The 20,200-nt window shown below is 68.9% G+C and carries 20 protein-coding genes and 1 riboswitch; of the genes, 14 read left to right on the top strand and 6 right to left on the bottom strand.

Annotated elements, in window-relative coordinates; all coding sequences use genetic code 11:
* Nucleotides 1-223 precede the first annotated feature (223 nt).
* Nucleotides 224-580 (top strand): iron-sulfur cluster assembly accessory protein, encoded by a 357-nt coding sequence (locus ABZT06_RS11080; RefSeq protein WP_020137379.1) that lies wholly within the window; start codon nucleotides 224-226, stop codon nucleotides 578-580.
* An 81-nt stretch (nucleotides 581-661) separates the two neighbouring features.
* Here the strand turns inward: ABZT06_RS11080 and ABZT06_RS11085 are convergent, their stop codons facing one another.
* A complete protein-coding gene (locus tag ABZT06_RS11085; RefSeq protein WP_355738299.1) occupies nucleotides 662-2,143 on the bottom strand; it encodes a hypothetical protein in 1,482 nt (493 codons plus the stop codon).
* A gap of 689 nt (nucleotides 2,144-2,832) precedes the next feature.
* Nucleotides 2,833-3,042: a hypothetical protein gene (locus ABZT06_RS11090; RefSeq protein ID WP_355738148.1), complete on the bottom strand. Its 210-nt coding sequence runs from the start codon at nucleotides 3,040-3,042 to the stop codon at nucleotides 2,833-2,835.
* 199 nt (nucleotides 3,043-3,241) lie between these two features.
* Here ABZT06_RS11090 and ABZT06_RS11095 point away from each other — a divergent pair, with 199 nt between their 5' ends.
* Nucleotides 3,242-4,216, top strand: a complete 975-nt coding sequence (locus ABZT06_RS11095; protein ID WP_355738151.1) for a carbohydrate kinase family protein — start codon at nucleotides 3,242-3,244, stop codon at nucleotides 4,214-4,216.
* Between the two features lie 11 nt (nucleotides 4,217-4,227).
* Here the strand turns inward: ABZT06_RS11095 and ABZT06_RS11100 are convergent, their stop codons facing one another.
* The gene (locus tag ABZT06_RS11100) at nucleotides 4,228-5,595 is read right to left on the bottom strand and encodes an aminotransferase class V-fold PLP-dependent enzyme (protein ID WP_355738154.1); all 1,368 of its coding nucleotides are present in this window, start codon (nucleotides 5,593-5,595) and stop codon (nucleotides 4,228-4,230) included.
* 270 nt (nucleotides 5,596-5,865) lie between these two features.
* On the opposite strand from ABZT06_RS11100, the gene coxB reads away from it, so the two are divergent.
* The 4 genes from coxB (at nucleotide 5,866) to ABZT06_RS11120 (ending at nucleotide 10,353) form a co-directional block, all read left to right on the top strand.
* Entirely contained in the window at nucleotides 5,866-6,825 is a 960-nt protein-coding gene (gene coxB / locus ABZT06_RS11105; protein WP_355738157.1) for a cytochrome c oxidase subunit II, read from the top strand.
* Entirely contained in the window at nucleotides 6,822-8,564 is a 1,743-nt protein-coding gene (gene ctaD, locus ABZT06_RS11110) for a cytochrome c oxidase subunit I (RefSeq protein WP_355738160.1), read from the top strand. The genes coxB and ctaD overlap by 4 nt, the downstream gene beginning before the upstream one ends.
* On the top strand, nucleotides 8,561-8,959 hold the full coding sequence (locus ABZT06_RS11115; RefSeq protein WP_355738163.1) for a cytochrome c oxidase subunit 4: 399 nt from the start codon (nucleotides 8,561-8,563) through the stop codon (nucleotides 8,957-8,959). The genes ctaD and ABZT06_RS11115 overlap by 4 nt, the downstream gene beginning before the upstream one ends.
* A 131-nt stretch (nucleotides 8,960-9,090) precedes the next feature.
* Nucleotides 9,091-10,353, top strand: a complete 1,263-nt coding sequence (locus ABZT06_RS11120; protein ID WP_355738166.1) for an Ig-like domain-containing protein — start codon at nucleotides 9,091-9,093, stop codon at nucleotides 10,351-10,353.
* A 101-nt stretch (nucleotides 10,354-10,454) separates the two neighbouring features.
* On the opposite strand, the gene ABZT06_RS11125 is transcribed toward ABZT06_RS11120, so the two are convergent.
* A complete protein-coding gene (locus ABZT06_RS11125) occupies nucleotides 10,455-10,856 on the bottom strand; it encodes a hypothetical protein (protein WP_355738169.1) in 402 nt (133 codons plus the stop codon).
* Between the two features lie 145 nt (nucleotides 10,857-11,001).
* Here ABZT06_RS11125 and ABZT06_RS11130 point away from each other — a divergent pair, with 145 nt between their 5' ends.
* From ABZT06_RS11130 to ABZT06_RS11160, 7 genes are all read left to right on the top strand, one after another.
* On the top strand, nucleotides 11,002-11,622 hold the full coding sequence (locus tag ABZT06_RS11130; protein ID WP_007381483.1) for a heme-copper oxidase subunit III: 621 nt from the start codon (nucleotides 11,002-11,004) through the stop codon (nucleotides 11,620-11,622).
* A 60-nt stretch (nucleotides 11,623-11,682) separates the two neighbouring features.
* Nucleotides 11,683-12,492 (top strand): c-type cytochrome, encoded by an 810-nt coding sequence (locus ABZT06_RS11135; RefSeq protein WP_355738173.1) that lies wholly within the window; start codon nucleotides 11,683-11,685, stop codon nucleotides 12,490-12,492.
* The gene (locus ABZT06_RS11140) at nucleotides 12,489-13,544 is read left to right on the top strand and encodes a Rieske 2Fe-2S domain-containing protein (protein WP_355738176.1); all 1,056 of its coding nucleotides are present in this window, start codon (nucleotides 12,489-12,491) and stop codon (nucleotides 13,542-13,544) included. The genes ABZT06_RS11135 and ABZT06_RS11140 overlap by 4 nt, the downstream gene beginning before the upstream one ends.
* Nucleotides 13,541-15,178, top strand: a complete 1,638-nt coding sequence (locus tag ABZT06_RS11145) for a cytochrome bc complex cytochrome b subunit (protein WP_355738179.1) — start codon at nucleotides 13,541-13,543, stop codon at nucleotides 15,176-15,178. The genes ABZT06_RS11140 and ABZT06_RS11145 overlap by 4 nt, the downstream gene beginning before the upstream one ends.
* 497 nt (nucleotides 15,179-15,675) lie before the next feature.
* The gene (trpD, locus tag ABZT06_RS11150; protein ID WP_355738182.1) at nucleotides 15,676-16,740 is read left to right on the top strand and encodes an anthranilate phosphoribosyltransferase; all 1,065 of its coding nucleotides are present in this window, start codon (nucleotides 15,676-15,678) and stop codon (nucleotides 16,738-16,740) included.
* A 76-nt stretch (nucleotides 16,741-16,816) separates the two neighbouring features.
* A riboswitch (SAM riboswitch) is annotated at nucleotides 16,817-16,933 on the top strand.
* A gap of 130 nt (nucleotides 16,934-17,063) precedes the next feature.
* Entirely contained in the window at nucleotides 17,064-18,425 is a 1,362-nt protein-coding gene (locus ABZT06_RS11155) for an aminotransferase class V-fold PLP-dependent enzyme (RefSeq protein ID WP_355738185.1), read from the top strand.
* Nucleotides 18,426-18,595: 170 nt separating this feature from the next.
* Nucleotides 18,596-18,763, top strand: coding sequence for a hypothetical protein (locus ABZT06_RS11160; RefSeq protein ID WP_355738188.1), 168 nt, complete (start codon nucleotides 18,596-18,598; stop codon nucleotides 18,761-18,763).
* Here the strand turns inward: ABZT06_RS11160 and ABZT06_RS11165 are convergent.
* Together ABZT06_RS11165 and ABZT06_RS11170 are read right to left on the bottom strand one after the other, a co-directional pair.
* The gene (locus tag ABZT06_RS11165; protein WP_020137395.1) at nucleotides 18,760-19,041 is read right to left on the bottom strand and encodes an Lrp/AsnC ligand binding domain-containing protein; all 282 of its coding nucleotides are present in this window, start codon (nucleotides 19,039-19,041) and stop codon (nucleotides 18,760-18,762) included. The two genes, ABZT06_RS11160 and ABZT06_RS11165, sit on opposite strands and share 4 nt — an antisense overlap.
* The gene (locus ABZT06_RS11170; protein ID WP_355738191.1) at nucleotides 19,038-19,778 is read right to left on the bottom strand and encodes a rhomboid family intramembrane serine protease; all 741 of its coding nucleotides are present in this window, start codon (nucleotides 19,776-19,778) and stop codon (nucleotides 19,038-19,040) included. Before ABZT06_RS11170 ends, ABZT06_RS11165 begins: the two co-directional genes overlap by 4 nt.
* A gap of 171 nt (nucleotides 19,779-19,949) precedes the next feature.
* Between ABZT06_RS11170 and ABZT06_RS11175 the strand changes: the two genes are divergently transcribed.
* Complete coding sequence (locus ABZT06_RS11175; protein WP_037719539.1) at nucleotides 19,950-20,189, top strand: hypothetical protein; 240 nt, start codon at nucleotides 19,950-19,952, stop codon at nucleotides 20,187-20,189.
* The last annotated feature ends 11 nt before the right edge of the window (nucleotides 20,190-20,200 follow it).

Genomic DNA, 20,200 nt, shown 5'->3' on the forward strand with positions numbered 1-20,200 from the left:
TTCGTCGAACTGACGTTATCTATCATAACCCGGTTCACGTCACTTTGACGATGGTCATTGCGTCGATGTGACGTGAATCCCGAAGTGGCATTTTCTGACGGCGACCGCATGTGCGAGCATGAAGAGGGCGCCGGAAATCCGGCGTCCGGCCCGGAATGAATCCGCGGCCTTGCCGGTTGCACCAGTCGGCAAGCAGTCTCCGTACAACCCGGGAGAGATGTAGATGTCCGTATCGGACGAGACCGGCACCGTCACCGACGGCATCATTCTGTCCGACGCCGCCGCGGCGAAGGTCAAGGCCCTGCTCGACCAGGAAGGCCGTGACGACCTGGCCCTGCGCGTCGCCGTTCAGCCCGGCGGCTGCTCCGGCCTGCGTTACCAGCTCTTCTTCGACGAGCGTTCGCTCGACGGCGACGTCGTCAAGGACTTCGGTGGCGTCAAGGTCGTCACCGACCGCATGAGCGCCCCGTACCTGGGTGGCGCGTCCATCGACTTCGTGGACACCATCGAGAAGCAGGGCTTCACGATCGACAACCCCAACGCGACCGGCTCCTGCGCCTGCGGCGACTCCTTCAGCTAGGCGTCGAGTTCGACCAGGCTTCGAGCGACAGAAGGCGGCGGCCCCCTCCGACGGGGCCGCCGCCTTCGCGCATCTCCAGGGCTACCGGGCCCCGGAGGTCTCCGGCAGCCGTGCCCCCGTCTTCTTCAGCGGGATCTCCTTGCCGTCCGAGCCCACGACCTTGCGGTCACCGAGCGGCTGGTCGAGCGGCACGGTCTTCTGCATCTCCTTGGCGATCAGGATGCAGATCTTGTCCGGCCACGGCGTGTAGGTGACGGTGGCCCTCACCTCGGCCGCACTCTCGCTCGCCGTCGCCGTGTAGTCCCCGCACACCCCGCCCGTGAAGCTCACGGTCAGCTCGTCGCCCTCGGCCGTGTAGCCGTCCACCTCGACGTCCCGTGTCTTCGGCGCGGAGCTGGGCGGGGCGGAGGGCGCGGTGGGGGAGACGGGCATGGTCGGCGTCGCGGTCGCCGGGGAGGCGATGTACCGCGGGTCGACCGCCGGATACGTCACCGTGAAGGCGTCCTTCGCGCCCGTCGCCCGTACCTCGAACAGCCAGGACGGCACCAGCGCCTGCCGGCCGCCCACGAAGTGCGACGCCAGCCCGAACACCGCCTTCTCGACGGTGAGCACGCTCTTCGCCGGACTCGCCGACGACTCCCCGCAGGGCGCCTCGAGGCGGTCCTTCAGCGGTACGGGACTGGCGCAGCCCCCGATACCCATGCGGTGGCCGGGCGCGGGCACCTTGTTCAGGAGGCCCAGCGTCTTCTCGGCGCTCAGCACGGGATACGTGTCGCTCTTCACCGGCGCCTTCAACTGGCCGGTGCCGCCGACCACTTCGCCCTGCCCGTTCACGGTGACGCCGGTCGCCCAGCCGTATGTGGGCAGCCCGCCCACGACCGGATCGGCGTTCACGATCCGCTGGGCGCCCATGACCTGGCTCGCGTCCAGCTTCGCGGAGCCCTGGCCCACGGCCTTCAGCACCGGCGCGGCGGCCTTCTCCGCGACCGCCTCGCTCACCGCAGGACCGGTGGGGGTCTCGGACTCCGCACCGCACACGGTGGCACTGTCGCAGTGGTCGATGACGGGGGAGAAGCGCTGGAAGGTCCACGCGCCCGGTGCCTGCCGGTCCACCTGGAGACTCGGCCCCGAACCGTCCTTGACCCCGACCCGCCAGACCTGTCCCTGTGCCACCGGCGTCCCGTCGACCCCGAGCGCCTCGGCGAGCCGCGCCGCGTCGTCCTCGGTGACCTGCCCCTGGGCCCGGTAGACGGGCGCCGAGCCGGGACCGTCCGGGAGGCTGCCGTCGACGCGGTAGGTCACGCCGTACGGATTCGGCTCCCCGGGCGCGATCCCGTTCCCCGCGCCACCGCCCGCGCCGTAACCGTCGAGTGCGAGGGGCGGCGGGGTGCTGTCGCCGGACGCGCCGGAGGTCGTGTCGTCGCCGGACCCTCCGGAGGCACCGGCGGCGAGGTACGCCCCACCGCCCCCGACCAGCAGCACGGCAGCGGCTACGGCAGCAATGGCGACGGGCGACCGATGCCGGGCCGGGCGGCGGGCGCCGGCATCCGCGTGCCGGGGGATCTCGGAGTCGGGGAGATCGTCACCGGCGGGGGCCGGGGCACCTTCCGTGCTCGTGTCGGCGCCGGCAGAGGCTCGGGGCTGATCGGTGCCCGCGGGCTCGCCACGGTCGAGGAGGGCTTCTGTGGCCGCAGGGCTCGCGGCGGGCGAGGCAGGAGCGCTGCTGTCGGCGTCGGCGGCCGCCGGTGGCGCGTCATCGTCGGCAGGGGCGTCGGGGCTCGCGGAGCCGCCCGGCTCCGCGGCAGCGGCTGCGGTGTCCGAGGCAGGGAAGTCGTCCGTGTCGGCGTCGGCGACTTCCTCGGCGTGCCCGGCCGAGCCTTCGTCGGCACCGAGCGTCTTCCCGGCGCCCTCGGCCGCGCCGTCCTGACCTGCCTCGGCGTTCCGGCTCGTCCGCTTGTCGCCGGAGGCCTCGGAACCCCGCTCCTGGGCAGCATTCGCGTCACCGGCACCGTGCGCTTCCGCAGCGCTCCCGTCCCCGCCGCCGGAGGCCTCGCCGGGGTCGTTGTTGTCGGGTCGCTCGGTGTTCACCGCATCGCTCCTTCTGCTGCGCAACTGTCCCTCGACCCTGACCCGGCCCTGTCAAAAAGGTCGGCGAACGGGTCGTATCCCGCATCCCCTTTCCGGGGGACGGCGATGGGACGCAGCGGGGGAGCGCGCGGTTCCCTCGAACGCGCCGACGCACGCGCCGTGGCTCAGTCGCCGTACTCCGACATCGCGTCCAGCAGCCGGGCGGACCCCTCGGGAACCGACACCCCGTGGATCAGCGAAGGAGAGACCGGAAGAGCGGTGATCCGGTCCGGAACCGCCCAGTGCGGAGCCATCCGGGCACAGTCACCACGCAGCGAGGCGAGGTCTCCGTCCAGGTCGGCCGGGACGGAGGCGTACAGCTCAAGGTTCGTCATGACGAAACCGTAAGCACGCCGGAGCCTGCGAAGAAAGATCTACTATCGGGTAGTTTTACCTGCTTCCCCGCTCCGTCTCTGCCTCGCAGTACTCCATACGGACCCGATAGCGTGAAGTGTCAATACGCCCTCCCGTCTCCCGCCACCGCCCTTCCAACGAGCGCTATCGCGCCCCCTTTATTCTCAGGAGAGCCTCGCCGTGCGCATCGCAGTCACCGGCTCCATCGCCACCGACCACCTCATGACGTTCCCCGGCCGCTTCGCCGACCAGCTCGTCGCGGACCAGCTGCACACGGTCTCGCTCTCCTTCCTGGTCGACAACCTCGACGTACGCAGGGGAGGGGTCGGCGCGAACATCGCCTTCGGCATGGGTCAGCTCGGCACCAAGCCGATCCTCGTCGGCGCCGCGGGCTTCGACTTCGACGAGTACCGCGCCTGGCTGGACCGGCACGGCGTCGACACCGCGTCCGTCCGGATCTCAGAGACTCTGCACACCGCCCGCTTCGTGTGCACCACCGACGCCGACCACAACCAGATCGGCTCCTTCTACACGGGCGCGATGAGCGAGGCCCGCCAGATCGAGCTCAAGACGGTCGCCGACCGTGTGGACGGCCTCGACCTCGTCCTCATCGGCGCCGACGACCCCGAGGCGATGCTCCGCCACACCGAGGAGTGCCGCTCCCGGGGCATCCCGTTCGCCGCGGACTTCTCCCAGCAGATCGCCCGTATGAACGGCGACGAGATCCGCATCCTGCTCGAAGGCGCCACCTACCTCTTCTCCAACGAGTACGAGAAGGGGCTCATCGAGTCCAAGACGGGCTGGTCCGACGAGGAGATCCTCGCGAAGGTCGGTCACCGGGTCACGACGCTCGGGGCGCAGGGCGTGCGCATCGACCGGGTCGGCGAGGAGCCGATCGTCGTCGGCTGCCCGGAGGAGGAGCGCAAGGCCGACCCGACCGGCGTCGGTGACGCGTTCCGCGCCGGCTTCCTGTCGGCACTGGCCTGGGGTGTCTCGCTGGAGCGGGCCGCGCAGGTCGGGTGCATGCTCGCGACCCTGGTCATCGAGACCGTGGGGACCCAGGAGTACCGGCTGCGGCGCGGCAACTTCATGGAGCGGTTCACCAAGGCGTACGGGGACGAGGCGGCCGACGAGGTCCGCACGCACCTCAAGTGACCCGTTAGGAACTAGGACCTACGGCGGACCAGGTAAGCGGAACCCTGGTCCGCCGGTTCTTCTCCCATGTACTCCTGCTCCCGCATCTCGCACCAGGCCGGGATGTCGAGCCGTGCGGCCTCGTCGTCGGAGAGGACGCGGATCGTGCCGCCCACCGGGACCTCGCCGATGACCTTCGCCAGCTCGATGACCGGGATCGGGCACCGCTTGCCGAGGGCGTCCACGACCAGCACGTCCTCCCGCACCACGACCGCGGGCGCGGGCGCAGGCGCGCCGAGCTTCTCCCGAACCCGCGCCACCGCCCCCGGCAGCACCTTCAGGAAACGGTCGACCTCCTCGGAGACCGCCCCGAACGGCAACGACACCCGCACATTCCCCTCACTCAGCACCCCCATCGCCTTGAGCACATGGCTCGGCGTCAGCGTGCTGCTCGTGCAGGACGAACCGGACGACACGGAGAAACCCGCCCGGTCCAGTTCGTGCAGCAGTGTCTCTCCGTCGACATAGAGACAGGAGAAGGTCACGATCCCGGGCAGCCGCCGCTCGGGATCGCCCACCACATCCACATCCGGCACCGACTGCGGCACGCGCGACCGGATCCGCGCCGTCAGCTCCCGCAGCCGTAGGGCCTCCTGCGCCGCCTCGGCCCGCACCGCCCGCAGTGAAGCCGCCGCCGCGACGATCGCCGGCAGGTTCTCGAAGCCCGGCGCCCGCCCCGACTCCCGCTCGTCGGCGGGGCCTTGGGGCGAGAACCGGACACCTTTCCGTACGGCGAGCAGGCCGACCCCCGACGGACCACCCCATTTGTGCGCGCTGGCGGTCAGCAGGGACCACTCACCCTGGACCGGCCCCCACCCGAGCGACTGCGCCGCGTCCACCAGCAACGGCACCCCGGCCGCCCGGCACGCGGCGGCCACCTCGGCCACCGGCTGCACGGTCCCCACCTCGTGGTTGGCCGACTGAAGACACGCCAGCGCGGTGTCGGGGCGCAGAGCATCGGCGTACGACTGCGCACTCACCGCCCCCGTACGGTCCACCGGCACCTCGGTCACCTCGAACAACTCCGCCGAATGGAGGACCGAGGAGTGTTCGACGGCAGACACGATCAGGTGACGTCCGACCCGCCTGCGTCCGCCCATCGCCCCAGCGATCCCGCTGTGCACGGCCCGCGTCCCGGACGAGGTGAACGTCAGCTCATCGGGACGACACCCCACGGCGTCGGCACCGGCCTCCCGAGCAGCATCCAGCAACATCCGAGCCCGCCGCCCTTCCCGGTACAACCGAGAGGGATCAGCCCACCCTTCATCCAGAGAGGCCAAGAGCGCCTGACGGGCAACGGGGTGAAGAGGCGCACTGGAAGCGGCGTCGAAATAAGACACACGGCAACGCTAACCTCCCCAGGGGCGCGGGGCTGTACCCATAACGGCTCCGCCGCGGGGCGCGATCAGCCACAAACCACCCGCAGCCGCCAATCGCGCTAACCCAGCGAGTGAGTAGGCACCCCTCCCGCTGAACCCCCGGAGGGCGTCGGCTAGGGTTTGGTCCGCATAAACATCCAAACCCCTGCCCGACGCAGGGCGGCGACCGACCACCGAGTAAGGCCAGGCCGCAGCCGTTACGCGCGGGCGAGACTCTCGGGAAGGCGCTACGTGAGTCCCAACGGCTCCGACCGCTCGCCGCGGCGCCCGATGCGGCGGAAGCTGCTGCAGGCAATGACCGCGGGCCTGGTCCTGGCGACCGCCACCGGTTGCACATACAAGGACTTCCCCCGCCTTGGTATGCCCACCCCGACCACGGAAGAGGCTCCGCGGATCCTCTCCCTGTGGCAGGGTTCCTGGGCTGCCGCGCTCGCCGTTGGCGTGCTGGTGTGGGGTCTGATCATCTGGAGCGCCATCTTCCACCGGCGCAGCCGCACCAAGGTCGAGGTACCTCCGCAGACCCGGTACAACATGCCCATCGAGGCGCTGTACACCGTGGTTCCGCTGGTCATCGTCTCGGTCCTGTTCTACTTCACGGCCCGCGACGAGTCGAAGCTGCTCAGCCTCAAGAAGCAGCCCGACGTCACCATCAACGTCGTCGGCTACCAGTGGAGCTGGGCGTTCAACTACATCGAGCCCGTCGCGGGCTCCACGGGTGACGCGAAGACCGACAAGAACCTCAACGCGATTCCGACCCGGTACAAGGACGCCTTCCCGGCGAACGCCGGCGGTGTCTACGACTTCGGAACGCCCGCGACGCGGAACCCGCAGACCGGCAACCCGGGCCCGACCCTCTGGCTCCCCAAGGGCAAGACGGTCCGCTTCGTCCTCACCTCGCGTGACGTCATCCACTCCTTCTGGGTGGTGCCGTTCCTGATGAAGCAGGACGTCATCCCGGGCCACACCAACGCCTTCGAGGTGACTCCGAACAAGGAGGGCACCTTCATGGGCAAGTGCGCCGAGCTCTGCGGCGTCGACCACTCCCGGATGCTGTTCAACGTGAAGGTCGTCTCCCCCGAGCGCTACGAGCAGCACCTCAAGGACCTCGCGAAGAAGGGGCAGACCGGTTACGTTCCCGCGGGCATCGAGCAGACCGCCCACGAGAAGGACCGGGAGACGACGAACCTGTGAGCATCCTCAACGAACCCCAGGGTGCCGCGGCAGCAGGGTCCCACTACACGGACGAGCTGCCGGTCCGGCGCCAGAACCGCGGCAGCGTGGTCATCAAGTGGCTCACCACCACTGACCACAAGACGATCGGGACCATGTACCTGGTCACGTCGTTCGCGTTCTTCCTGATCGGCGGCGTGATGGCGCTCTTCATGCGCGCCGAGCTGGCCCGGCCGGGTCTGCAGATCATGTCGAACGAGCAGTTCAACCAGGCGTTCACGATGCACGGCACGATCATGCTGCTGATGTTCGCGACGCCGCTGTTCGCCGGCTTCACCAACTGGATCATGCCGCTGCAGATCGGCGCGCCCGACGTGGCGTTCCCGCGGCTGAACATGTTCGCCTACTGGCTCTACCTGTTCGGCTCGACGATCGCGGTGGGCGGCTTCCTGACCCCGCAGGGCGCGGCCGACTTCGGCTGGTTCGCCTACTCCCCGCTGTCGGACGCGGTCCGCTCGCCGGGCGTCGGCGCCGACCTGTGGATCATGGGTCTGGCCTTCTCCGGCTTCGGCACGATCCTCGGTGCGGTCAACTTCATCACCACGATCATCTGCATGCGCGCGCCCGGCATGACCATGTTCCGCATGCCGATCTTCGTGTGGAACGTGCTGCTGACCGCCGTGCTGGTCCTGCTCGCCTTCCCCGTCCTCGCCGCCGCGCTCTTCGCGCTGGAGGCGGATCGGAAATTCGGGGCACACGTCTTCGATGCCGCGAACGGCGGAGCGTTGCTCTGGCAACACCTCTTCTGGTTCTTCGGCCATCCAGAGGTGTACATCATCGCCCTGCCGTTCTTCGGCATCATCTCCGAGGTCATCCCGGTCTTCTCCCGTAAGCCGATGTTCGGCTACATGGGTCTGATCGCGGCGACCATCGCGATCGCGGGTCTGTCCGTGACGGTGTGGGCCCACCACATGTACGTCACCGGCGGTGTCCTCCTGCCGTTCTTCTCCTTCATGACGTTCCTCATCGCCGTACCGACCGGCGTGAAGTTCTTCAACTGGATCGGAACGATGTGGAAGGGGTCCCTGAGTTTCGAGACCCCGATGCTCTGGGCCACCGGCTTCCTGATCACCTTCACCTTCGGTGGTCTGACCGGTGTCATCCTGGCCTCGCCCCCGATGGACTTCCACGTCTCGGACTCGTACTTCGTGGTGGCGCACTTCCACTACGTCGTCTTCGGCACCGTCGTCTTCGCGATGTTCTCCGGCTTCCACTTCTGGTGGCCGAAGTTCACGGGCAAGATGCTCGACGAGCGCCTCGGCAAGATCACGTTCTGGACGCTGTTCATCGGCTTCCACGGCACCTTCCTCGTCCAGCACTGGCTGGGCGCCGAGGGCATGCCGCGTCGTTACGCCGACTACCTGGCGGCCGACGGCTTCACCGCCCTGAACACGATCTCGACGATCAGCTCGTTCGTGCTCGGCCTGTCGATCCTGCCGTTCCTCTACAACGTGTGGAAGACCGCCAAGTACGGCAAGCCGGTCGGCGTCGACGACCCGTGGGGCTACGGCCGCTCGCTCGAGTGGGCGACCTCCTGCCCGCCGCCGCGCCACAACTTCCTCACCCTGCCGCGGATCCGCAGCGAATCCCCGGCGTTCGACCTGCACCACCCGGAGATCGCCGCTCTCGACCAGCTCGAGAACGCCGGTCACGGTGAGAAGGCTCTGGCCGGCAACGGCGGCAAGGAGGCCGGGAAGTGAAGATCCAGGGACGGATGTTCTTCTGGCTGAGCATCTTCATCCTCGCCATGGCGATCGTCTATGGCGTGTGGTCGAAGGAGCCGGCCGGTACCACCGCGCTCTTCCTGGCCTTCGGTCTGTCCATCATGATCGGCTTCTACCTGGGCTTCACGGCCAAGCGGGTGGACGCCGGCGCGCAGGACAACAAGGAGGCCGATGTCGCGGACGACGCCGGCGAGGTCGGGTTCTTCAGCCCGCACAGCTGGCAGCCGCTCGCACTCGGCTTCGGCGGCGCCCTGGCCTTCCTGTCGGTCGCGATCGGCTGGTGGCTGCTGTACTTCTCGGTGCCGGTGATCCTGATCGGCCTGTACGGCTGGGTCTTCGAGTACTACCGCGGTGAGAACCGCACCCAGTAGCACGAGCGGAGCCCATCAGGAGCCCGGACACTCCGTCAGGAGGGTCCGGGCTCCTGCGTTTGCCGCAATCGATGTCCCTCGTTCGAGTCGCCCGGCGTGCCGGAGTTGACCACGCTCCCTAGCGTGAAGTCATGAACCAGGCACCGCGTACCCGCACCGTCGTCAGCTGCAGCCTGCTGGTGATCGCCCTCGGCGCGAGCGCCTCCGCCTGCGGGTCCGACGGGAACCCGCTGGCGGAGTCGCCGTACGACGCGGCGGACCAGATCTCCTTCAACGCGCCCACGGGCGACGGCAAGAAGGCCGACCCGGACAAGCCGCTCGAGGTCACCGCCGAGGACGACGACGGCCGCATCACCGACGTCACGGCCACGGACGCCACGGGCCGCCATGTGGCGGGCGAACTCTCCGCCGACGGCACCCGCTGGCACAGCACCTCCCCGCTGGCCGCAAACGCCCATTACACGGTCCGGGTGAGCACCGAGGACGACGACGGGGCACCCGGCCGCAAGGTCGTCGACTTCGACACCAGCAAACCTCTCGGCAAGACCCGCCTGAACGTCACCTTCGGCCCCAAGTCGGGCACCTATGGCGTCGGCCAGCCCGTCACCGCCAAGCTGGACCGTCCCGTCAAGGACAAAGCCCAGCGGGCCGTCGTCGAGCGCGCCCTCAGGGTCGACTCCACGCCCGCCGTACCGGGCGCCTGGCACTGGGTGGACGACAAGGAACTCCACTACCGCCCCAAGGAGTACTGGCCCGCCCACGCCACGATCCACGTCCGCAGCGACCTGGAGGGCATCAAGATCGGCGACCGGCTCTGGGGCGGCAAGGGCAAGCCCCTGAAGCTGACCACCGGCGACCGCATCATCGCCGTGACGGACGCCGCGTCACACTCGATGGCGGTCTACAAGAACGACGAGGTCATAAAGGAGCTCCCGGTGACCACCGGCAAGCCCGGCTTCGAGACCCGCAACGGCGTCAAGGTCGTGCTGGGCAAGGAGTACTTCGTACGTATGCGCGGCACCAGCATCGGCATCGCCGAGGGCTCCTCGGACTCGTACGACCTCCCGGTCTACTACGCCACCCGCGTCACCTGGAGCGGCGAGTACGTCCACGCCGCCCCCTGGTCGGTCGGCTCCCAGGGCTACGCCAACGTCAGCCACGGCTGCACCGGCATGAGCACGTCCAACGCCGAGTGGTTCTTCAACACCGTCCACGAGGGCGATGTGGTCAAGGTCATCAACTCGGACGGCCACACGATGGAGCCGTTCGGCAACGGCTTCGGCGACTGGAACCTGGACTGGAAGAAGTGGCGCGACGGCAGCGCCCTGGTGGCCGGCACTCCGGATGCCCCGAGCGCGGACCAAACGGCACGTCTGCGACCGACGGTGGTGTGACTCCCCAGGGGCGCGGGGCTGTATCGATATGCGGCTCCGCCGCGTGGGCGCGACCAGCCACAACGGACCGCAGCCGCCCGCACACCGCACACCGCAAGCTCCTAGGCGCTCAAGGCCTTCCGGTCCCGCAGCAAGGAAGCCAGCGCCGAAGCGAACTCCACCGGATCCACCGGATGCGTCACCGCACCCTCCGCCCGGCTCCACGTCGCCAGCCACGCGTCCTGCGGCCGCCCGATCAGCAGCAGCACCGGCGGGCAGTCGAACACCTCGTCCTTGATCTGCCGACACAGGCCCATGCCCCCCATCGGCACGGCCTCGCCGTCCAGCACACAGACATCGATCCCGCCCTTGTCCAGCTCCTTCAGCACCGCGGCGGGCGTGGCGCACTCCAGGAACTCGACCAACGGGACGTCCGGAGCCGGTCGCCGGCCGGAGGCGAGCCGCACCTGCTCGCGGGTGTTGGAATCGTCGCTGTAGACCAGCACCGTGGCGGTCGGCTGCATTGTTCCTCCATGACGTCAGCGTCGTAAGGACAGGCCCGTTGGGCCGGATGCTACTCCCTTGAACACCACGTCAACACCGGTCCGGAACAGGCAGACACTCCGAACGGCACCCCCCGGGGTGAGGGCGGGATAAGCGACCGACATAATGTCGGTCGTGGCGACAGCAACGACAGAGACAACCGGGCACGCGCACCCGTCGGTCAACCGACCGAACCTCACCAGCGTCGGAACCATCATCTGGCTGAGTTCCGAGCTGATGTTCTTCGCGGCCCTCTTCGCGATGTACTTCACCCTGCGATCGGTGACGGGTCCCGACCACTGGAAGGAAATGGCGTCCAGCCTGAACTTCCCGTTCTCGGCGACGAACACCACGATCCTGGTGCTCTCCTCCCTCACCTGCCAGCTCGGCGTCTTCGCAGCCGAGCGCGGTGATGTGAAGAAGCTCCGGGGCTGGTTCATCATCACCTTCATCATGGGCGCGATCTTCATCGGCGGTCAGATCTACGAGTACACGGAGCTGGTGAAGAAGGACGGGCTCTCGCTCTCCTCCGACCCGTACGGCTCGGTGTTCTACCTGACCACCGGCTTCCACGGCATGCACGTGACGGGCGGCCTCATCGCGTTCCTGTTCGTACTCGGGCGTACCTACGCGGCCAAGAGGTTCACCCACGAGCAGGCGACCGCGGCCATCGTCGTGTCCTACTACTGGCACTTCGTCGATGTCGTCTGGATCGGCCTCTTCGCCACGATCTACATGATCAAGTAGCCGGGCCCGCTCCCGACATCGCAAGCATCGACGCAGAAGATCCTGACACCGGGGTAATCCGTGAAAAAGCTCTCCGCACGACGACGCCACCCGCTGGCGGCGCTCGTCGTCCTACTCCTCGCGCTGGCATGCACCGGGGGGCTGTACGCCGTGTTCGCACCCGCGAGCAAGGCGAAGGCAGATGAAACCGCCCAGTCCCTGGCCATCGACGAGGGCAAGAAGCTCTTCGCCGTAGGCTGCGCCAGCTGCCACGGCACCGGCGGTCAGGGATCCTCCGACGGTCCGAGCCTGGTGGGCGTGGGCGCCGCGGCCGTCGACTTCCAGGTCGGCACGGGCCGTATGCCGGCCCAGCAGCCGGGCGCGCAGGTGCCGCGCAAGAAGGTCATCTACACGCAGGCCGAGATCGACCAGCTGGCCGCGTACATCTCCTCGCTGGGGTCCGGTCCGAGCATCCCGACCGAGGCGCAGTACGGCCCCGACGGTGCCGACATCGCCAAGGGCGGCGAGCTCTTCCGTGACAACTGCACCCAATGCCACAATTTCACCGGCAAGGGTGGTGCGCTGACGCACGGCAAGTTCGCGCCCAGCCTCGAGGGTGTCGCCCCGAAGCACATCTACGAGGCCATGCAGACCGGCCCGCAGAACATGCCGTCGTTCCCCGACACCACACTGTCGGAGCAGAACAAGAAGGACATCATCGCGTACCTGAACGCGGTCAACGGCGACGACACCGTGAGCCCCGGCGGCCTTGAGCTGGGCGGTCTCGGCCCGGTCTCCGAAGGCCTGTTCGCCTGGATCTTCGGCCTCGGCGCGCTGATCGCAGTCGCCGTCTGGGTCGCCGCTCGGACCGCAAAGGCCAAGAAGTCATGAGTAGCCAAGACATTCCAGAAGAGAACCTGCCCGCAGAGCAGGACGCGCACGGCGCGGTAGGCGTCGCGGACGAGAAGGACCCGTTCGCGGACCCCGGCCTCCCGCCCCACGAGCACCGGGTGCAGGACATCGACGAGCGGGCCGCCAGGCGGTCCGAGCGCATGGTGGCCCTGCTGTTCACGGTGTCGATGCTGGCCACCGTCGGGTTCATCGCCTCGTACGTGGGCATCCCCCACGACAAGTCGATCTACGTCTTCCCGATCGGGCACATCAACGCGCTGAACTTCGCGCTGGGCCTGACCCTCGGTCTCGCCCTCTTCTCGATCGGCGCGGGCGCGGTCCACTGGGCCCGCACCCTGATGTCCGACGAGGAGATCGCCGACGAGCGTCACCCGATCGAGGCGTCGCCCGAGGTCCGTGCGAAGGTCCACGCGGACTTCAAGCAGGGTGCCAAGGAGTCGGCGCTCGGCCGGCGCAAGCTGATCCGCAACACGATGTTCGGCGCGCTGGCCCTGTTCCCGCTCTCCGGCGTCATGCTGCTGCGCGACCTCGGTCCGCTGCCCGGCACCAAGCTCCGCCACACCATGTGGCGCCAGGGCCTCCAGCTCGTCAACATGAACACCAACGAGCCCCTGCGCCCCTCCGACGTCCAGGTCGGCTCGCTGACCTTCGCCATGCCCGAGGGCCTGGAGGAGCACGACGAGGACTTCCAGACCGAGATCGCCAAGGCCGCCCTGATGATCGTCCGCATTCAGCCGGACAACATCAAGGACAAGCGCGAGCTCGAGTGGTCGTACGACGGAATCGTCGCGTACTCGAAGATCTGCACCCACGTCGGTTGCCCGATCTCCCTGTACGAGCAGCAGACGCACCACGTGCTCTGCCCCTGCCACCAGTCCACCTTCGACCTCTCCGACGGTGCCCGGGTGATCTTCGGCCCCGCCGGTCACGCCCTGCCGCAGCTGCGGATCGGCGTGAACGACCAGGGTTACCTCGAAGCGCTCGGCGACTTCGAGGAGCCCGTCGGTCCTGCATTCTGGGAGCGCGGATGAGTACTACAGAGTCCTCCGAGTCCCGCGCACGCGGGAAGGCACCGGCCGGCGAACGTGTCGCCGACTGGGCCGACGGCCGCCTGGGGATCTACTCCCTGGCCAAGTCCAACATGCGCAAGATCTTCCCCGACCACTGGTCGTTCATGTTGGGAGAGGTCTGCCTCTACAGCTTCATCATCATCATCCTCACGGGTGTGTACCTGACGTTGTTCTTCCACCCGTCGATGAACGAGGTGGAGTACCACGGCAGCTACATCCCGCTGCAGGGCCAGATGATGTCCGAGGCGTTCAACTCGACCATGCACATCTCCTTCGATGTGCGCGGTGGTCTGCTGATCCGGCAGATCCACCACTGGGCGGCGCTGATCTTCCTCGCCGGCATGTTCGTGCACATGATGCGTGTGTTCTTCACGGGCGCGTTCCGCAAGCCGCGTGAGGTCAACTGGCTGTTCGGCTTCCTGCTGTTCGTCCTCGGCATGTTCACCGGCTTCACCGGTTACTCGCTCCCGGACGACCTGCTCTCCGGCACCGGTGTCCGCTTCATGGAGGGCGCGATCCTGTCCGTGCCGATCGTCGGCACGTACCTGTCGTTCTTCCTCTTCGGCGGCGAGTTCCCGGGCGGCGACTTCGTGGCCCGCTTCTACTCGATCCACGTCCTGCTGCTGCCGGGCATCATGCTCGGCCTGGTCGTCGGCCACCTGATCCTGGTCTTCTACCACAAGCACACGCAGTTCGCGGGCCCCGGAAAGACGAACAACAACGTCGTCGGCATGCCGCTGCTGCCGGTCTACATGGCCAAGGCCGGAGGCTTCTTCTTCCTGGTCTTCGGTGTCATCGCGGCCATCGCGGCGATCGCCTCCATCAACCCGATCTGGTCGATGGGCCCCTACCGTCCCGACCAGGTGTCCACGGGCGCCCAGCCGGACTGGTACATGGGCTTCTCCGAGGGCCTGATCCGTGTCATGCCGGGCTGGGAGATCAACTTCTGGGGTCACACGCTCGTCCTGGGCGTGTTCATCCCGCTGGTGATCTTCCCGCTGGTCCTGGTCGCGATCGCGGTCTACCCGTTCATCGAGTCCTGGGTCACCGGCGACAAGCGCGAGCACCACATCCTGGACCGCCCGCGCAACGCCCCGACGCGGACCGCGTTCGGCGTCGCGTGGATCACCTGGTACATGGTGCTGCTGATCGGTGGTGGAAACGACCTCTGGGCCACCCACTTCCACCTGTCGATCAACGCCATCACCTGGTTCGTCCGGGTCGCGTTCTTCGTCGCCCCGGTCCTCGCGTTCGTGGCCACCAAGCGGATCTGCCTCGGCCTCCAGCGCCGCGACAAGGACAAGGTGCTGCACGGCCGCGAGTCCGGCATCATCAAGCGCCTGCCGCACGGTGAGTTCATCGAGGTGCACGAGCCGCTCAGCCAGGAGCAACTGCACACGCTCACGGCGCACGAGCAGTACCGACCGGCCGAGATCGGCCCGACGACCGACGAGAACGGCGTCGAGCGCAAGGTCAAGGGCTCCGAGAAGCTGCGCGCCAAGCTGAGCGAGGCGTACTACGGCGAGGAAGCCCAGATCGCCAAGCCGACCGTCGAGGAGTACAAGGAGATCACGAGCGGCCACGGCCACCACTGATCGCTGCGCTCGCCACGCGCGGTAGAAGGGCCCGTCCGACCCACCGGACGGGCCCTTTGCCGTACCGCGAGGGGGGCGCACCGGACCGGGCGGCCCTGCCCGATCCACGGGACGGGAGCCTTTGCCGTGTCCGCGACGGCCGGAGTGCGGCTGTGCGGTCGAGGAGGCGGTGAAGGGCCCGCCGGCCCGAGGCCGAGGAGGAAGCACGGGACGGCTCCTTCTGCCGCGTCTGCGAGGGGGCGAACCAGGTCCGGTGCGTCCAGCCGTGCGGCCCGAGGGGGTTGCGCCACCGCCCCGTCGGGCCGAGGACGACGTGACAGAGCTGCCCAACGCGCGGGGCCGCGCCCGACCACGGGAGTCGGGCCGCCCGGGGCGGAGGCTCCGTCCGACCCACCGGGTCTTCTGCGTCCCGTCCGAACGCCGGACGGGGGCCCTTTGTCGTGCGCCGGGCTGGATAGGGTGTGGGCACACTTTTCTACGACATCTGGAGCGGCCCCATGAGCGCTGTGACCCCCGCTGGAGGCGACACCGCGGCGGGCCGTTCCTGGCCCGAGGTACTGAACGCCCTGCTGTACGGCCGTGACCAGAGCGCCGACGCGACGGCGTGGGCGATGGACCGGATCATGCAGGGCGAGGCGACCGACGCGCAGATCGCCGGTTTCGTGGTCGCCCTCAGGGCCAAGGGCGAGACGGTCGAGGAGATCAACGGCCTCGTCCGGGCGATGTACGAGCACGCCAACGTGATCGGAGTACCCGGGCGGACGGTGGACATCGTCGGCACCGGCGGCGACGGCGCCAAGACCGTCAACATCTCCACCATGTCGGCGATCGTCGTGGCCGGAGCCGGTGCCACGGTCGTCAAGCACGGCAACCGGGCCGCGTCCTCCGCGTCCGGCGCCTCCGACGTCCTGGAGAAGCTCGGCGTCAACCTGGAGCTGACCCCGCAGCGGGTGGCCGAGGTGGCGGAGGAGGCCGGGATCACGTTCTGCTTCGCGATCAAGTTCCATCCGGCGCTGCGTCACGCGGGCGCCGCACGCGGGCAGTTGGGCATCCGCACGGTGTTCAACATCCTCGGCCCGCTGACCAATCCCGCCCGGGTGCGGTCCCAGGCGGTCGGAGTCGCCGACCCGCGCATGGCCCCGGTGGTCGCGGGCGTCTTCGCCGAGCGCGGCAACTCCGCGCTCGTCTTCCGCGGCGACGACGGCCTCGACGAGCTGACGACCACGTCGACCTCCCACGTCTGGACCGTCCGCGACGGCAAGGTCACCGAGGAGAGCTTCGACCCCCGGGACGTGGGCCTCGACCTGGTGCCGGTGGAGGCCCTGCGCGGCGGTGACCCGGCGTACAACGCGGAGGTCGCGCGCAACCTCCTGGACGGCGAGAGGGGCCCGGTCCGGGAGGCCGTACTCCTGAACTCGGCGGCCGCGCTGGTGGCCCTGGACCCCGGTTCCGGGACGCTGGCCGAGCAGTTGAGGGCCGGGATGGACAAGGCCGCCGAATCGATCGACTCGGGGTCGGCGAAGCGGACGCTGGAGCGCTGGGTGGCCGCGAGCAACGCCTAGCGTGCGACCGGGAGTCGTCCCGCGATCCGGACACGGGTTGCGGGACGACGATCACTTCACGTACGTTCTTTGACCAGGTCATGAGTGACAGTCATGAGGCCCCGGCCGACTGTCCGGCAACCCTCCGTCCGTGGCGGGGTGCCCCGGGTGAAGACCAGGCCGTAGGCAGCGAGGTCTACGGCAAGCGCGGGCCCCTCTCGAAACCAGGGGTCCTGGTCGTTCGAGGGAGTCTTCCGTGAGCAAGCGAATGCGATAGGGCCGCCGAGCCCCGCCTCCGCGCACCCATCTCATCATCACCCTTTCTCTTTTCACGGGAGTCCCCCATGTCTGTCTCCACCGCTGCCTCCACCCAGACCATTTGTGCCCAGCTGCCCGTTCTGGGCCGGGATGTCACCGTCCCGCTCGTCACCGGCGGCGAGGTCACCTACGCCGCCCTCGACTACGCGGCCAGCGCTCCGGCCCTCCAGCGGGTCTGGGACGACGTGGCGGCGTACGCGCCCTACTACGGCAGCGTGCACCGCGGGGCCGGCTACCTCTCCCAGCTGTCGACCGACCTGTTCGAGAACGCCCGTAGGACCGTCACCGAGTTCCTCGACTGCCGCGACGACGACCAGCTGGTCTTCACCCGGTCGACCACCGACTCGCTCAACCTCCTGGCCGCCGCCCTCCCCGCCGACTGCCAGGTCTTCGTCTTCGAGACCGAGCACCACGCGAGCCTGCTGCCCTGGAAGGACGCCCAGGTCAGCTACCTCGACGCCCCGCGCACCCCGCGGCAGGCCGTGGAGACCCTGGAGAAGGCCCTCGCCGACCGCGACCCCCAGGGCCCGGCCCTGGTCTGCGTCACCGGCGCCTCCAACGTCACCGGCGAGCTGTGGCCGGTCCGTGAGCTGGCCGCCGCCGCCCACGCGCACGGCGCCCGGATCGTCCTGGACGCCGCCCAGCTGGCTCCGCACCACCCGGTGAGCGTCCGTGACCTCGACGTCGACTGGATCGCCTTCTCCGGCCACAAGCTCTACGCCCCCTTCGGCTCCGGCGTCCTGGCCGGCCGCGCCGACTGGCTCAAGGCCGCCGACCCCTACCTCGCGGGCGGCGGCGCCAGCCGCAAGGTCACCCGGCGCGAGGACGGGGGAGTGGACGTGGAGTGGCACGACAGCGCCGCCCGCCACGAGGCCGGCTCGCCCAACGTCATCGGCGCCTACTCCATCGCCTCCGCCTGCAAGGCCCTGACCGAAGCCGGCTTCGACAGCCTGGTCGCCCGCGAGCAGTACCTGATCGAGAAGGTCCGCCAGGGCCTCGCCGACGTCCCCGAGGTCCGCGTCCTGTCCCTCTTCGGCGACGAGGCCCCCCGCGTCGGCGTGATCTCCTTCGTCGTCGAGGGCTGGAACAGCTCCCACTTCGCCGCCGCGCTCTCCGCGGAGTACGGCATCGGCGTCCGCGACGGCCTCTTCTGCGCCCACCCCCTCGTCCGCACCCTCCTCGGCAGCGACCCGCAGTCCCAGGGCGAGTGCGGCGCCCCCGAGGCCGCGCCCGGCGAGAAGTCCCTCAACGCGATCCGGGTGAGCTTCGGCGCGGGCACGCCGGACGAGCACGTGGAGCGGTTCGTGCAGGCCGTGAAGGAACTGGTCGCGGACGGTGCGAAGTGGACGTACCGCACCGAGGACGGCCGCTGCGTCCCGGCCGTCTGACGTACTGGCGTCCGGCGCGCCTATGGGCGAGGTGTGGCTCGCCCAGGCGCCGGGCGGGCCGCGCAGACCGTCGGCGGGGCGGGCCCACCTTGCGTGCCGTTCCGCGGCCCGGGCGTCACCGCGACCGACTACGAACTCCTCGCCCTGGACCCGGCCGACGGATCGACGGTGTGGTCCTTCCGGTTCACCTCTACGGCGTCAACCGTGCGGGCAGGCAGACCTGGCACAAGCGCGTCGAGGGCGGGGCGTCCGTCGGCACCCAGTCCCCGGTGGTCCGGGGCAGCCGTGCCCATGTCGCGACCGCCGACGGCGTCACCGTGCTCACGCCGGTCTCCTAGCTGTCGAGGCCGATCGCGAACGCGGCCTCCAGGTCGTGCTGGGAGTAGGTGCGGAAGGCCACGTGGGTGTCCGTCGCCTCGACGCCCGGGATCTTGCTGATGCTGCCGGGGATGACCTCGGCGAGGTCCTCGTGCTGCTTGACCCGGACCATGGCGATCAGGTCGTACGTGCCCGTGACCGAGAAGACCTCGCTCACGGACTCCAGCGCGGCGATCCGCTCCGCGATCTCGGGGATCCGGTCCACGCTGGTCTTGATGAGCACGATCGCGGTGATCACGGCTGGTTCTCTCCCTCGGGGGACGGAGCTGGGGCGGCCTTCACTCTAGTGGTACGGCCGAAACGCACCCAGGCGAAGACGAGGCCCAGGCCGAAGCCCACCAGGTGGGCGAGATAGGCCACCCCGGGGCCGTCGGAGGCCCGGCCCGCCGCGAGCCACTGCAGCGCCGCCCAGAAGGGGAGGACGACCCAGGCGGGGAAGCGCAGCGGCAGGAAGAAGAGGAACGGCAGGAGACTGGTCACCCGGGCTCCGGGGAACAGGAAGAGAAGCGCGCCGAGTACCGCCGAGATCGCCCCGGAGGCACCGACCAGGGACTGCTCGGAGCCCGCGTTGGCGGCCGCGTAGCCCAGCAGGGCGAGGTAGCCGCAGCCGACGTAGAAGAGGAGGAACTGCAGCCGGCCCATCCGTTCCTCGGTCATCACCCCGAAGACGTACAGGAAGAGCATGTTGCCCAGCAGGTGCACCCAACTGCCGTGCACGAACAGTGCGGTGGCCGGGGTGAGGGCGGCGCCGGGCGCGCCCTCGAAGAGCTCGGCGGGGACCACGCCCCAGCGGTGGAAGTAGGCGCGCTGTGCGGCCAGGGCCGCGTCTCCGGAGCCGTAGGCCGGATCGAGACCCGAGGCGGGGCCGATCACGAAGACCAGACAGCACAGGGCGATCAGGCCGTAGGTGACCGGAGCCGGCCCCCTCAGCGCCCTGCTTGTTCCACCGACCGTCACCTTCCAGTTGCGGATCATGAACACAGAGCATGACGTAACGGGACGCAACCGAACAGAGCGCCTCGCCGCCGCACAGGTCCTGTGGACGCCCGAGCGGCGAGTACCCGCCAGGCCGTAGGGTTACGAGCCACACGCACCGGGACGCCGGTGTGTCACTGACAATGGCTAGTAGGAAAGAGCACAGCCACGATGACGGTTCCCCTTCCGACCGCCTCGACGCGGTGGCGCTGCACCCTCTGCGGCAACCTCACGCGCTTCGACGTGACCCGCTCGTCGAAGGTCGTCGAGTACGTCCACCTCGACCTGGCCGGAGAGCCGAAGGTCGAGGAGCGCGAGGTGGTCAGTGAGACCATCGAGTCGGTGCGGTGCCGCTGGTGCAACGCCGTGGACCAGGTGGAACTCGTGGACAGGCCGGGCGCCGGCTCCTGACAGGGCCGGCC

It is taken from the genome of Streptomyces sp. NPDC005483 (assembly GCF_040606035.1).
Classification (GTDB): domain Bacteria; phylum Actinomycetota; class Actinomycetes; order Streptomycetales; family Streptomycetaceae; genus Streptomyces.

Bases quoted from the DNA above. Each gene is read 5' to 3' on its own strand.
- ABZT06_RS11130 (WP_007381483.1), top strand. From the start codon at position 11,002: ATGTCGGTCGTGGCGACAGCAACGACAGAGACAACCGGGCACGCGCAC.
- ABZT06_RS11175 (WP_037719539.1), top strand. From the start codon at position 19,950: ATGACGGTTCCCCTTCCGACCGCCTCGACGCGGTGGCGCTGCACCCTC.
- ABZT06_RS11170 (WP_355738191.1), bottom strand. From the start codon at position 19,778: ATGATCCGCAACTGGAAGGTGACGGTCGGTGGAACAAGCAGGGCGCTG.
- ABZT06_RS11125 (WP_355738169.1), bottom strand. From the start codon at position 10,856: ATGCAGCCGACCGCCACGGTGCTGGTCTACAGCGACGATTCCAACACC.
- ABZT06_RS11140 (WP_355738176.1), top strand. From the start codon at position 12,489: ATGAGTAGCCAAGACATTCCAGAAGAGAACCTGCCCGCAGAGCAGGAC.
- trpD (WP_355738182.1), top strand. From the start codon at position 15,676: ATGAGCGCTGTGACCCCCGCTGGAGGCGACACCGCGGCGGGCCGTTCC.
- ABZT06_RS11145 (WP_355738179.1), top strand. From the start codon at position 13,541: ATGAGTACTACAGAGTCCTCCGAGTCCCGCGCACGCGGGAAGGCACCG.
- ABZT06_RS11155 (WP_355738185.1), top strand. From the start codon at position 17,064: ATGTCTGTCTCCACCGCTGCCTCCACCCAGACCATTTGTGCCCAGCTG.
- ABZT06_RS11120 (WP_355738166.1), top strand. From the start codon at position 9,091: ATGAACCAGGCACCGCGTACCCGCACCGTCGTCAGCTGCAGCCTGCTG.
- ABZT06_RS11080 (WP_020137379.1), top strand. From the start codon at position 224: ATGTCCGTATCGGACGAGACCGGCACCGTCACCGACGGCATCATTCTG.
- ABZT06_RS11090 (WP_355738148.1), bottom strand. From the start codon at position 3,042: ATGACGAACCTTGAGCTGTACGCCTCCGTCCCGGCCGACCTGGACGGA.